This window comes from Blastococcus sp. SYSU D01042, from assembly GCF_054050515.1.
The window spans coordinates 746,603-758,452 of record NZ_JBJGZM010000001.1; the positions used below are offsets into that span (position 1 = coordinate 746,603).

The 11,850-nt window shown below is 74.0% G+C and carries 13 protein-coding genes; 8 read left to right on the top strand and 5 right to left on the bottom strand.

The features are described from left to right. The first annotated feature begins 56 nt into the window (after positions 1–56). Entirely contained in the window at positions 57–1,313 is a 1,257-nt protein-coding gene (locus tag ACI79H_RS03755) for a serine hydrolase domain-containing protein (RefSeq protein WP_456553022.1), read from the top strand. A gap of 72 nt (positions 1,314–1,385) precedes the next feature. Here ACI79H_RS03755 and ACI79H_RS03760 read toward each other — a convergent pair whose 3' ends face one another. Then, complete coding sequence (locus ACI79H_RS03760) at positions 1,386–1,847, bottom strand: MaoC family dehydratase (RefSeq protein ID WP_456553023.1); 462 nt, start codon at positions 1,845–1,847, stop codon at positions 1,386–1,388. Between the two features lie 116 nt (positions 1,848–1,963). On the opposite strand from ACI79H_RS03760, the gene folP reads away from it, so the two are divergent. Next, positions 1,964–2,776, top strand: coding sequence for a dihydropteroate synthase (gene folP, locus ACI79H_RS03765; RefSeq protein ID WP_456553024.1), 813 nt, complete (start codon positions 1,964–1,966; stop codon positions 2,774–2,776). A gap of 163 nt (positions 2,777–2,939) precedes the next feature. Next, positions 2,940–3,323 (top strand): VOC family protein, encoded by a 384-nt coding sequence (locus ACI79H_RS03770; protein WP_456553025.1) that lies wholly within the window; start codon positions 2,940–2,942, stop codon positions 3,321–3,323. A 19-nt stretch (positions 3,324–3,342) separates the two neighbouring features. On the opposite strand, the gene ACI79H_RS03775 is transcribed toward ACI79H_RS03770, so the two are convergent. Further along, positions 3,343–3,816 carry a RipA family octameric membrane protein gene (locus ACI79H_RS03775; RefSeq protein WP_456553026.1) on the bottom strand — a complete coding sequence of 158 codons (474 nt, stop codon included), beginning with the start codon at positions 3,814–3,816 and terminating at the stop codon, positions 3,343–3,345. A gap of 132 nt (positions 3,817–3,948) precedes the next feature. Here ACI79H_RS03775 and ACI79H_RS03780 point away from each other — a divergent pair, with 132 nt between their 5' ends. Together ACI79H_RS03780 and ACI79H_RS03785 are read left to right on the top strand one after the other, a co-directional pair. After that, the gene (locus ACI79H_RS03780) at positions 3,949–4,374 is read left to right on the top strand and encodes a PaaI family thioesterase (protein ID WP_456553027.1); all 426 of its coding nucleotides are present in this window, start codon (positions 3,949–3,951) and stop codon (positions 4,372–4,374) included. Between the two features lie 87 nt (positions 4,375–4,461). Further along, on the top strand, positions 4,462–6,060 hold the full coding sequence (locus ACI79H_RS03785; protein WP_456553028.1) for a 4-coumarate--CoA ligase family protein: 1,599 nt from the start codon (positions 4,462–4,464) through the stop codon (positions 6,058–6,060). Positions 6,061–6,075: 15 nt separating this feature from the next. Here the strand turns inward: ACI79H_RS03785 and ACI79H_RS03790 are convergent, their stop codons facing one another. Continuing rightward, the gene (locus ACI79H_RS03790; RefSeq protein WP_456553029.1) at positions 6,076–6,957 is read right to left on the bottom strand and encodes a hypothetical protein; all 882 of its coding nucleotides are present in this window, start codon (positions 6,955–6,957) and stop codon (positions 6,076–6,078) included. Positions 6,958–7,098: 141 nt separating this feature from the next. Continuing rightward, entirely contained in the window at positions 7,099–8,058 is a 960-nt protein-coding gene (locus tag ACI79H_RS03795; RefSeq protein WP_456553030.1) for an AraC family transcriptional regulator, read from the bottom strand. A 167-nt stretch (positions 8,059–8,225) separates the two neighbouring features. Here ACI79H_RS03795 and ACI79H_RS03800 point away from each other — a divergent pair, with 167 nt between their 5' ends. Both ACI79H_RS03800 and ACI79H_RS03805 read left to right on the top strand, forming a co-directional pair. After that, positions 8,226–8,879, top strand: a complete 654-nt coding sequence (locus ACI79H_RS03800) for an NAD(P)-dependent oxidoreductase (protein WP_456553031.1) — start codon at positions 8,226–8,228, stop codon at positions 8,877–8,879. Positions 8,880–8,889: 10 nt separating this feature from the next. Further along, on the top strand, positions 8,890–9,882 hold the full coding sequence (locus tag ACI79H_RS03805; protein WP_456553032.1) for an NAD(P)H-quinone oxidoreductase: 993 nt from the start codon (positions 8,890–8,892) through the stop codon (positions 9,880–9,882). 6 nt (positions 9,883–9,888) lie between these two features. Here ACI79H_RS03805 and ACI79H_RS03810 read toward each other — a convergent pair whose 3' ends face one another. Further along, complete coding sequence (locus tag ACI79H_RS03810) at positions 9,889–11,115, bottom strand: cysteine desulfurase-like protein (protein WP_456553033.1); 1,227 nt, start codon at positions 11,113–11,115, stop codon at positions 9,889–9,891. A 110-nt stretch (positions 11,116–11,225) separates the two neighbouring features. Here ACI79H_RS03810 and ACI79H_RS03815 point away from each other — a divergent pair, with 110 nt between their 5' ends. Beyond that, positions 11,226–11,783, top strand: coding sequence for a bacterial proteasome activator family protein (locus ACI79H_RS03815; RefSeq protein ID WP_456553034.1), 558 nt, complete (start codon positions 11,226–11,228; stop codon positions 11,781–11,783). Positions 11,784–11,850: the final 67 nt, after the last annotated feature.

Consider the following 11,850-nt stretch of genomic DNA (forward strand, 5'->3'; position numbering starts at 1 on the left):
ATGCGGGTGCAGGCGCCGCCCGACGGCGGTCGGCGCACAGGGCAGCGGAGGTCCACGTGGGCAGTGATCTGACCGTCAGCACCGACCCGGCCGAGGTCGGCTTCGACGCCGGCCGGCTCGAACGCCTGGACCGGCGGCTGGCCCGGTGGGTCGACGACGGGCAGCTCCCCGGCTTCCTGGTGACCGTCGCCCGGCACGGCAAGCTGGTGCACGTGGGCCGCACCGGCTTCCGCAACGTGGAGGCCGGCCTGCCGGTGGAGGACGACACCCGCTGGCGCATCTTCTCGATGACTAAGCCGATCACCTCGGTCGCGGCGATGATGCTGTACGAGGAGGGCGCCTTCGAGCTCTCCGACCCGATCACCAAGTGGCTGCCCGAGTTCGCCGAGACCCGCGTCTACGTGGCCGGCTCCTCGCAGAAGCCGGTGACCGTCCCGCAGGTCGAGCCGATCCGGGTGTGGCACCTGCTCACCCACACCTCCGGGCTGACCTACGGCTTCCACCACGCCCACCCGGTGGACGCGATCTACCGTGCCATGGGCCACGAGTGGGGCAGCCCGCGGGGCGCCGACTCCGCCGACGTCTGCCGGCAGTGGGCCTCGGCCCCGCTGGTCTTCCAGCCCGGCAGCGAGTGGAACTACGGCGTCTCCACCGATGTCCTGGGCCGGCTGGTCGAGGTGGTCTCCGGCCAGACCCTCGACGACTTCTTCGAGCAGCGCATCTTCGCCCCGCTGGGCATGCGCGACACCTCGTTCGGGCTGCGCCCCGAGGACGACCCGGAGTCCCTGGCCCGCCTGTACCTGGCCACGCCGGGGAGGCCGGGCGGGCCGTCGTCCGGCATGACCTTCAGCGAGAGCATGGACCGCGGCGCCCACACCAAGCCCACGTTCCTGTCCGGCGGCGGCGGTCTGGTCTCCACCGCCGGTGACTACCTGCGGTTCCTGGAGATGCTGCGCCGCGGCGGGTCCTACGACGGCGGGCGGATCCTCGGCCCGCGCACGATCCGGCAGATGACCACCAACCACCTGCCCGGGAACGCTGACCTGGAGCAGTTCGGCCGGCCCCTGCACGCCGAGTCGCCGATGCGCGGCGTCGGGTTCGGCCTGGGCTTCTCGATGGTGCTGGACCCGGCTGCCTACGGCGTCCTCTCCAGCCCCGGCGACTACAGCTGGGGCGGCGCGGCGTCGACCGGCTTCTACGTGGACCCGGTGGAGGACATCACCGTCGGCTTCTACACCCAGCTGCTGCCCTCGAGCACGCTGCCGATCCGCAACCACCTGCGCCAGCTGGTCAACCAGGCCCTCGTCGACTGACGGAGCGACCCAAGCTCCCTGCTTTTCCGCGGAGAAGCCGACGGCTCTACCGCGGAAAAGCAGGGAGGCGGGTCAGACGTAGCGGCGGTAGACGACGGTCGCGACCATGGCCGGCTTGGTGCCGCCCTCGATCTCCATCGTCACGGCGAGGTTCATCGCCACACCGCCGGCGAACGGGGTCGCGGACTCCATCGACGCGCCGGCCCGCACCCGCGCGCCCACCGGCACCGGGGAGGGGAAGCGCACCTTGTCCGTGCCGTAATTCACACCCATGCTGAAGCCGGTGATCGTGACGATCTGCGGCACCAGCGACGGCAGCAGCGACAGCGTCAGGTAGCCGTGCGCGATCGGGCCGCCGAAGGGGCTGTGCTCCTTCGCGCGCTCGGGGTCGGTGTGGATCCACTGCTGGTCACCGGTGGCGTCGGCGAACTGCTGCACCTGCTCCTGGGTGATCGTCACCCAGTCGCTGTAGCCGAGGTGCTGGCCGACCAGGCTCTGCACGCCCTCGACGCCGTCGACGGTGGTCTGCGCCATTGCTCGTCCTTCCGCTGGAGTCTGGTTGGCTGACTCCACCACACCGGCGTCACGGAGGAGGGAACGGGTTGCTCCGGATCGGTGCGCTGGACGTGCCAGACGGTGGGTTCGTCCTGATGGCGATCGTGAACCGGACACCCGACTCGTTCTACGACCGCGGCGCGACTTTCGGAATGGCCTCCGCGCTGGAGCGGGTGGACCGCGTGGTCGCCGAGGGCGCCGACATGGTGGACGTCGGCGGCGTCAAGGCGGCCCCGGGCGAGGAGGTCTCCCCCGCCGAGGAGATCCGCCGCACCGTCGACCTGGTCGCCGCGATCCGTGACGCCCACCCGAGGCTGCCGATCTCGATCGACACCTGGCGCGCCGAGGTCGCGGTGGAGGCGCTCGCGGCCGGCGCGGACGTGGTGAACGACGCCTGGGGCGGCGTCGACCCCGAGCTCGCCGGCGTGGCCGCCGCGGCGGGCGCCGGGATCGTCTGCACCCACGCCGGGGGGCTGCCGCCGCGCACCCGTCCGCACCGCGTCACCTACGACGACGTCGTGGCCGACATCGTGGGGCGGACGACGGCGCTGGCCGAGGCCGCCGTGGCCGCGGGCGTGGACCCCGAGCGGGTGATCGTCGACCCGGGGCACGACTTCGGCAAGAACACCCGGCACTCGCTGGAGGCCACCCGGCGGCTCGACGAGCTGGTCGCGACCGGCTGGCCGGTGCTGGTGGCGCTGTCGAACAAGGACTTCGTCGGCGAGACCCTCGGCGTCCCGCTGGAGGAGCGCCTCACCGGCACGCTGGCGGCGACCGCGGTGAGCGCCTGGCTGGGCGCCCGGGTGTTCCGCGCGCACGACGTCGCGCCGACCCGCCAGACCCTGGACATGGTCGCCTCGATCAAGGGCACCCGCCCGCCGCTGCGCACCGTCCGCGGCCTGGCCTGAGCCCGAGATCTGCACGCTCGGGGCCATCCGTGCCCTGAACACCCCGAGTGTGCAGATCTCGCGGAGGAGCGGCGGACGGGCGTGCAGAGGTCCCTGGTGGGCCCGCGGCGGCGGGTCTAGCGTCCGCGGCCTCAGGTCCCTGGCGAGCACCGGAGGTGGCGGGATGAGCGGACGGGTCGTGCACTTCGAGATCCCCTACGACGACGGCGACCGGGCGCGCAGCTTCTACAAGGCCGCGTTCGACTGGGAGATCGTGCAGCTGCCGGACATGGGCGGCTACACCCTCGTCATGACCGGGCCGAGCGGCGACCAGGGCCCCAGCGAGGCCGGCTTCATCAACGGCGGGATGCTCTCGCGAGAGATGTCCGTGACCCGGTACCCGGTCGTCGTGGTGGACGTCCCGAGCATCGACGAGGCGCTGGCGCGGATCACGGGCCTGGGCGGCACGGTCGTCTCCGCGAAGACGCCGGTGGGCGACATGGGGTTCGCCGCCTACCTCTCCGACCCCGAGGGCAACGTCGTCGGCCTCTGGGAGACCGCACGCTGACCCGGAGCGGTCGCCTGCCTCACGCCACGGCCGAGGCCACCCCGACCACGAGGAAGAAGGTCAGGGACGTCAGGTAGATGCCGTACGTCGCGTGCGTGGCGCTGAGCCCGAACGGGGATCGTCGCCCCTTGCCGACGAACGACCGCGACCCGCCGGACCGGACGTCGTCGGGGTACTGGCTCCGGCCCATCTGCCGCTCGAGCTCGGCCACCACGTCGAGCTCGTAGTACTCCCACCAGTAGTGGTGGCGGACCTCGAGAGCGAGGAAGAGAACGGAGAGGACGCAACCCAGGACTGCGACGAGCGGGACGGCGAACGACAGGTCGACCGCTCGCTCCTCCCCTCCGTAGAGGAAGGCCAGCGCGGCGGTCAGCACGCTGACGTAGGTGAGGAAGCCGGTCAGGTTCGAGAACCGGGACGTCGCGTACATGCGCGCGTTCTCGCCCGCATGGCGGTAGATCTCGAGGAGGTACTCGTCGTAGGGGTCGGCCACGCAGAGTGTCTAGGCGATGCCGCGTGCTAGATCCAGCACCCTCCGTTACCGGTGTGCGTGGAGCGACCCGTGAGGGATCGGGGCGGCCGAGGGGGGAGCACCCGTCGCCCGGGCGGTCACTACGTTGCCCCCATGTCCGCCACGGGTTTCCTCACCGCCGACGAGCTCAACGACCTCCTCCCGGGCACCTTCCCCGGGTTGCTGGGCATCGTCGTCGACAGCCACGAGCCCGGGCGGCTGACCAGCCACCTCGACGTGCGCCCCGAGCTGCTGGCGCCGAACGGGTACCTGCACGCGGGCACGGTGGTCACGCTCGCCGACACCAGCTGCGGCCTGCCCACCCGCGCGCTGCTGCCCGAGGGCTCGACCGGGTTCACGACCATCGAGCTGAAGAGCAACCACCTGGGCACCGCGCGCGAGGGCCGGATCAGCTGCGAGGCGACCGTCGCCCACGCGGGGCGGACGACGCAGGTGTGGGACGCCGTCGTCCGCAACGCGGAGTCGGGGAAGACGGTCGCGCTGTTCCGCTGCACGCAGTCGGTGCTCTGGCCGCGCTGAACCGGGCCGGATGGCGGAGAACCCCCTTGTGCCGCCCGACACGCCGGATGTGAGACTGGCGCCACACCAGCATCGAGGAGGCACCCCGTGGCACTGGCCAGCCCGTATCCCGACGTCGAGATCCCGAACCTGTCGGTCCCCGAGTCCGTCCTCGCCGCCGGCCGGGAGCGGCCGGACGCGCCCGCGCTGATCGACGGCCTCAAGGGTGACGTGATCACCCACGGCCAGCTGGCCGCCTACGTCGAGCGGGTCGCCGCCAACCTGCACGCCCGCGGGCTGCGCAAGGGCGACGTCGTCGCGGTCTTCTGCCCGAACACGCAGTGGTTCCCGGTGGTCTTCCACGGCATCGCCGCCGCGGGCTGCGTCATGAGCCCGATCAACTCGCTCTACACGCCCGACGAGATCGCCTTCCAGCTGAAGGACTCCGGCGCGAAGCTGCTCATCACCATCTCGATGTTCATGGACCGGGCGGGCGCCGCGGTCGAGAAGTCGCCGGTGGACGAGATCGTCGTGCTCGACGGCGCGGAGGGGCACGCCAACCTCTTCGACCTGCTGGGCGCCGACGCCCCCGCCGTGACGGTGGACATCGACCCGGCGGACGACCTGGTCACGCTGCCCTACTCCAGCGGCACCACGGGCCTGCCCAAGGGCGTCATGCTCACCCACCGCAACCTGGTGGCCAACGTGACGCAGTGCCTGCCGCTGCTCAAGACCGGCGCGGAGGAGCGGATCATCGCCGTCCTGCCGTTCTTCCACATCTACGGCCTGACGGTGCTCATGAACCAGGGCCTGGCGCTGGGCGGCACGGTGGTGACCCTCCCCCGCTTCGAGCTCGAGGACTTCCTGCGCACCATCCAGGAGTACAAGATCACCCGCGCGTTCGTGGCGCCGCCCATCCTGCTGGCGCTGGCCAAGCACCCCGTGGTCGACAACTACGACCTGAGCTCGCTGCAGTCGATCCTCTCCGGCGCCGCCCCGCTCGACGAGCAGCTGGCGCTCGCGGTCGAGCAGCGGCTGCGCAAGGGCGCCGACAGCGGCGTCACCGTGGCTCAGGGCTACGGCATGACCGAGCTCTCCCCCGTCTCGCACACCACGCCCGACCCCGACGCCATGCCGCCCGGGTTCTCCGGCGAGGTGCCCAAGGGATCGGTGGGCTTCGCCATCCCGAACACCGAGTGCCGGCTCATCGACCCGGGCACCGGTGAGGACGCCGCTCCGGGCGAGCGGGGCGAGCTCTGGGTCCGCGGCCCGCAGGTCATGAAGGGCTACCTCAACAACGAGGAGGCCACCCGCGCCACCCTCGACAGCGAGGGCTGGCTGCACACCGGCGACGTCGCCGTCGTCGACGACAACGGCATCTACACCGTCGTCGACCGGGTCAAGGAGCTGATCAAGTACAAGGGCTACCAGGTGGCCCCGGCCGAGCTCGAGGCCGTGCTGATCAACCACCCGGAGATCGCCGACGCCGCCGTGATCGGTGTGCCGGACAAGGAGAGCGGCGAGGAGCTGCCCAAGGCGTTCGTCGTCCGCAGCCCGGGATCCGAGCTCACCGAGGAGGCCGTCATGGCCTACATGGCAGAGAAGGTCGCCCCGCACAAGAAGATCCGCTTCGTCGAGTTCATCGACGTGGTGCCGAAGTCGTCGGCCGGCAAGATCCTGCGCAAGGACCTCAAGGCGCGCGGCTGAGCACGGGCCCCGGGGTCAGCCGCTCTGCTGGCCCCGGGGCGAGCCGCTGGTCCTGCCCTGCTGCGCGTCGGCCGCCGTGCTGCGGTCGACCGGCGCCGGCGGCGCCCAGGACGGCGGGCCCACCGGCCCGGCCCACGGGGGCCCCGCGGGGACGGTGGGACGGCGCAGCGCGAGCACCAGCAGGAGCACGGCCAGCAGCAGCAGGGCCAGCCCCGCGCCCATGACGCCCCAGGCCAGTCCGGTCAGCGCCGGGATCGTGGCGCCGATGCGGGCGTCCACGGCCACCCCGGCCGACCCGTCGGCGTTCATCACGACGAGCGTCCACGAGCCGTCGTCGGGGTCCCAGCCCAGCTGCTGCGTGCCCGTCCCGGCGGCCCGGACGGTCCAGAAGCCCTGGTCGGCCGGTGGCCCGCTCGGCGCCCCGCCGGGCAGCAGGACGCGGTCGGCGGCCGACGTGTCGATCCCGAGGTCGTCGACGACCGTGCGCTGCACGCCCCCGAGGTAGGCCTCGACGTCGGCCGACGGCGCGATGCCCACGAAGACCTCGGTCGCCGGGTCGGCACCGGTCACCTCGACGCGCGCCGTGCCCAGTGCCGTCTGGACGCCGACCCAGTCGGCCCCGGTGTCCAGGTCGATCCGCTCGCTGAGCAGGGCGTGCCCGGGCGTCGCGAAGTCGTCGGACGCGGTGTAGAGGTAGCCGTCGTCGGAGCGCTCCTGCTGGTCGGCCCAGAGCAGCACCCCACCTCCGCCCAGCAGGCCGAGGGCGGGCAGCACGAGCAGACCGCCCACGACCGCGGCCACGATGCGGCCGACGCCGGCCCGCGGGGGCGGCGGCGGGACCCAGGCTGCGGCGGGCGGGCCCACCGGAGGACGCGGGATCGGGGGGTCGGCGGCCATGGGGCACCTCCTGGCGCCGCCGGGCCGCGGACACCGCGGCAGCTGCCGGCGGTCCGTCCACCCTGGCACCGCTCACCCGGCGCACCGGCCCTCAGGGCGTGCGGGATCAGCCGCCCGGCGGACCGCACGGCACGTCGGTGCTCAGGGTCCACCGGTCGTGACCGGCCGGGTCCGCGCCGCCACCGGAGGCACGCCCGTCACCCTGCGGTAGGCGCGCGAGAACGCCGCCTCGGAGTCGTAGCCGAGCCGGCGGGCCAGCTCGCCGACCCGGGCCCCGCGGACCAGCTCGGCGGTCGCCACGTGCATCCGCCAGCGGGTGACGTACCGCAGCGCCGGCTCCCCGGCCAGCTCGCTGAACCGGGCGGCGAAGGCCGAGCGGGACATCCGCGTCTCGCGGGCCAGCCGGTCCAGGGTCCAGGCCGATCCGGGGTCCCGGTGCACCAGCGCCACCGCCCGGCCGACCTGCGGATCGCGCAGCGCGCGCAGCCAGCCCGGCCCCGTGGCCCCGGTGTCCAGCCAGCCGCGGATCGCCTGGATGACCACCACGTCGGCCAGCCGGGTCACCACCGCCTCCGCGCCGGGCCGCTCGTGGCGCACCTCGTCCGTGATCATGCCGAGCAGCACCGGCAGCCAGCCACCGCGGCCTGCGTCGCCCGCCTCCACCACGAGGACCGGGGGCAGCAGGTCCAGCAGGTGCGCGGGCCCGGGCCGTTCCGGCTCCAGGACACCGCAGACCAGCCCGGCGGGCGCTCCACCGCCGTCGACCCGGAGCACCGAGTAGTGCTCGCCGACGTAGTCCTGCGGCAGCAGGTCCGCCCGGCCCGCGATCGGGGCGCCCGGGCCGCTGCGCAGCAGGTGACCGCGCCCGTGCGGCACCAGGGCCAGGTCGCCGGCCCGCAGCTGGTGCACCTCGCCGTCGACCTCGAGCAGGCAGCCGCCCTCGGTGACGACGTGGAAGCTCATGCAGCCCTCCAACGCCGGCATCTCGACGCCCCACGGCGCGGCGCCCTCGGCCCGGCAGTAGAAGGTGCCGCGCATCCGCAGGTCGCCGAGCACACCGCCCAACGGGTCCACCGGCGCCCAGGGCATCGCCTCGTCCATGCCGTCATCGTGCCGCCGATCGCGCGGGCGTCCAGAGGCGCTGGACGAACGGTCATGCTTTCCGGACTCCGGGCCGTTCTCCGCCACCGGTCGTCCGGGCCACGGTGGATCGGCGTCGGCAGCAGCCGGCGCCCACCAGGGAGGAGCGGGTCACGCAGGTGCTGGTCGTGGGAGCAACCGGGGGATCGGGCCGGGCGGCCGTCGAGGCGCTGGTCGCGGACGGGCACGAGGTCACCGCCTTCGCCCGCCGGGCATCGGCGGCCTTCGCCGGGACGCCCGGCGTGCGGCCGGTCGACGGCGACGTCACCGACGCGGCCGCCGTGGACGCCGCCGTCCGCGGACAGGACGCCGTCGTCGTGGCGCTGGGCATCGCCGAGAGCCCGGTGCGGGTGCGGCTGCGCGGGCCGGCCGGGACGCCGCTGGACGTGCGGTCGCGGGGCACCGCCGCGCTGGTGACCGCCATGCGGGCGCACGGGGTCCGGCGGCTGGTCGTGCAGTCCTCGTACGGCGTCGGGGAGACCCGCGCGTTGCTGCCGCTGTCGGCCCGGCTGGTCTTCGCGCTGCTGCTGCGGCCGCAGATCGCCGACCACGGCGTGCAGGAGGACGTCGTCCGCCGCAGCGGACTGGACTGGACGCTCGTGCAGCCGGTCTACCTGACCGACGGCGACGAGCCGGCGGCGCTGTCGACCGACGGATCGGTGGAGGGCATGCGGGTCTCCCGGCAGGCCCTGGGTGGCGTGCTCGCCCGGCTGGCCACCGGCGCGGACGAGGTGGGCCGCTGCGTCTCGGTCTCCGGAGCCCGCGCCGTGGCGGCGCTCTAAGGTCTCGCCCATGCGCGCGGTGACGATCAGCGAACCCGGGAGCCCCGACGTCCTCCGCTGGAGCGAGGTCCCCGACCCGGTGTGCGGCCCCGGCGAGGTGGTCGTCGACGTCGCCGCGACCGCGGTGAACCGCGCGGACCTCATGCAGCGCCAGGGCTTCTACCCGCCGCCGCAGGGGGCCAGCGAGATCCTCGGGCTGGAGTGCAGCGGCGTGGTCAGCGAGGTCGGCGAGGGCGTGACCGGCTGGTCGGTGGGCGACGAGGTGTGCGCCCTGCTCGCCGGCGGCGGGTACGCCGAGCGGGTCGCCGTCCCGGCCGTGCAGCTGCTGCCCAAGCCGGCGGGAGTGGAGCTGGCGACCGCCGCCGCGCTGCCCGAGGTCGTCTGCACCGTGTGGTCCAACGTGTTCATGCTGGCCGGCCTCGCCCGCGGCGACACGTTCCTGGTGCACGGCGGCTCGAGCGGCATCGGCACCATGGCGATCCAGCTGGCCGCCCGCGCCGGCGCCCGCGTGGTCACCACCGCCGGCACGCAGGCCAAGCTGGACGTCTGCCGCGAGCTGGGCGCGGACGTGCTGGTCAACTACCGCGACCAGGACTTCGTCGAGCAGGTGCGCGAGGCCACCGGCGGCCGGGGCGTCGACGTCGTCCTCGACAACATGGGCGCCAAGTACCTCGACCGGAACGTCGACGCCCTCGCCGTCGGCGGACGGCTGGTCATCATCGGCATGCAGGGCGGCACCAAGGCCGAGCTGAACCTCGGCAAGCTGCTGGCCAAGCGCGCATCGGTGCACGCCACCGCGCTGCGCTCGCGCCCGGCGACCGGGCGCGGCGGCAAGGCCGAGATCATCGAGGCGGTGCGGCGCGACGTGTGGCCGGACATCGAGCGCGGCACCGTGCGCCCGGTCGTCGACCGCCGGCTGCCGATGTCCCGCGCGGCCGAGGCGCACCGGGTCGTCGAGGCCAGCGAGCACGTCGGCAAGGTGCTGCTGCTCCCGGCGGACTGACGCGCGTCAGCGGGGCTGCGGGCGGGGGCGCAGGGCGGCGACGGCGTCGATGACCAGGCCGACCTCGTCCGCGGTGTTGTAGTGCATCAGCCCCAGCCGGACGGCGCCGCCGCTCTCGGTCACGCCGAGCGCGTCGAACAGCTCGCGGGCGTAGGCGTCGCCGTCCCACACGCAGATGCCCTGCCGGTTCAGCTCGGCCGCCACCTGGCGCGGGCGCATGCCCTCGACGCGGAAGGCCAGCGTCGGCGTCGTCCGCTCGGGGCGGCCGAGGACCTGCACGTGCCGCATGGCGCGCAGCGCCTGGTCCAGCCAGCCGAACAGCTCGCCCTCGTAGCGGGCGACCAGGGCCAGGGAGGCGCGCAGCCGGTCCCGTCGCGAGCCCGGGACCTCCCCGCCGAGCGCGGCGAGGTGGTCGACGGCGGCGGAGACGCCGGCGTACAGCTCGTAGGACCCCGACCCGGCCTCGAACCGGTCGGGCACCTTGTCCGTCATCGGCAGCAGCTTGTCCGGGTGCAGGTGGGCCAGCAGCTGCGGATCGGCCACCACCGCGCCCACGTGCGGCCCGCCCCACTTCGACGCCGACAGCGCGACGAAGTCCGCGCCCAGGGCGGTGCGGTCGAGGTACATGTGCGCCGCGGCGTGCGAGGCGTCCAGGTAGACCATCGCCCCCACGGCGTGCGCCCGGTGCGCGATCTCGGCCACCTCCGGGCAGGTGCCGATCGCGCTGCTCGCCGCCGTGAGCGCCACCAGGCGGGTGCGGCGGGTGAGCAGGTCGTCGTACTGCCAGGCCGGCAGCTCCCCGGTCTCGATGTCCACCTCGGCCCAGCGGACGGTGACGCCGCGCTCGGCGGCCAGCTGCACCCACGGCCGGATGTTGGCGTCGTGGTCCAGCCGGCTCACCACGATCTCGTCGCCCGGCCGCCAGCTCTTCGCGATCGCCCGGGCCAGCGTGTACGTCACCGCGGTCATGCTCGCGCCCAGGACGACGCCGCCGGCCGCGCCGCCCACGAGGTCGGCCAGCGCCGCGCGTGCTGCGGACACCAGCCCCTCCGCGCGGGCCGACGCCGCGAACACCCCGCCGCGCTCGGCGACCGGCATCCGCAGGGCGTGCCCGACCGCCCGGGCGACGTCCTCGGGCAGCAGCGAGCCGCCCGGGCCGTCGACGTGCACGTACCCGTCGGCCAGCGCCGGGAAGAGGCCGCGGACCCGAGCGACGTCGAGCCGGGCCTCCATGGTCCGCACCCTAGTTGTCCCGGCGCCGCACCCGCTGAGGGCTCCGGCGCCGTGCCGTGCGTCGCCGGGGCAGGCGTTCGGCGGGCCCGGCAGCGGGGCAGGATGGAGGCATGACTGCACCCGGCAACGGCAGCGAACGTCCGCAGCAGGTCGTCGTCGTGGGGCCCGACGGCCAGCCCGTCGGCACCCTCCCGGTGGCCCTCGGCGCCGGGTCCGACGACGGCGACGACGGCGGCCCGATGCAGGTGAACGACATGGTCGAGCAGCCCGCCAAGGTCATGCGGATCGGCACGATGATCAAGCAGCTGCTGGAGGAGGTCCGCGCCGCGCCCCTCGACGAGGCCAGCCGCAACCGGCTGCGCGACATCCACGCCTCGTCGATCCGCGAGCTCGAGCAGGGCCTGGCACCGGAGCTGCGCGAGGAGCTGGAGCGGATCACGCTCCCCTTCGAGGAGGACCAGACCCCCACCGACGCCGAGCTGCGGATCGCGCAGGCGCAGCTGGTGGGCTGGCTCGAGGGCGTGTTCCACGGCATCCAGACGGCGCTGTTCGCCCAGCAGATGGCCGCCCGTGCCCAGCTCGAGGAGATGCGCCGCAAGGCCCTGCCCGGTGGCCAGGGCTCCGGCGCCCAGCCCGACCTGCGCCCCGGCGGCGGCCAGTACCTCTGACCCGCGCCCCACTGACGACGGCGCCGCTCCCGGGGTCACCCCGGAGGCGGCGCCGTCGTCGTGCGGT

Coding starts and splice junctions, on each gene's coding strand:
- folP (WP_456553024.1), top strand. CDS start 1,964: ATGGCGATCGTGAACCGGACACCCGACTCGTTCTACGACCGCGGCGCG.
- ACI79H_RS03780 (WP_456553027.1), top strand. CDS start 3,949: ATGTCCGCCACGGGTTTCCTCACCGCCGACGAGCTCAACGACCTCCTC.
- ACI79H_RS03815 (WP_456553034.1), top strand. CDS start 11,226: ATGACTGCACCCGGCAACGGCAGCGAACGTCCGCAGCAGGTCGTCGTC.
- ACI79H_RS03810 (WP_456553033.1), bottom strand. CDS start 11,115: ATGGAGGCCCGGCTCGACGTCGCTCGGGTCCGCGGCCTCTTCCCGGCG.
- ACI79H_RS03795 (WP_456553030.1), bottom strand. CDS start 8,058: ATGGACGAGGCGATGCCCTGGGCGCCGGTGGACCCGTTGGGCGGTGTG.
- ACI79H_RS03805 (WP_456553032.1), top strand. CDS start 8,890: ATGCGCGCGGTGACGATCAGCGAACCCGGGAGCCCCGACGTCCTCCGC.
- ACI79H_RS03770 (WP_456553025.1), top strand. CDS start 2,940: ATGAGCGGACGGGTCGTGCACTTCGAGATCCCCTACGACGACGGCGAC.
- ACI79H_RS03790 (WP_456553029.1), bottom strand. CDS start 6,957: ATGGCCGCCGACCCCCCGATCCCGCGTCCTCCGGTGGGCCCGCCCGCC.
- ACI79H_RS03760 (WP_456553023.1), bottom strand. CDS start 1,847: ATGGCGCAGACCACCGTCGACGGCGTCGAGGGCGTGCAGAGCCTGGTC.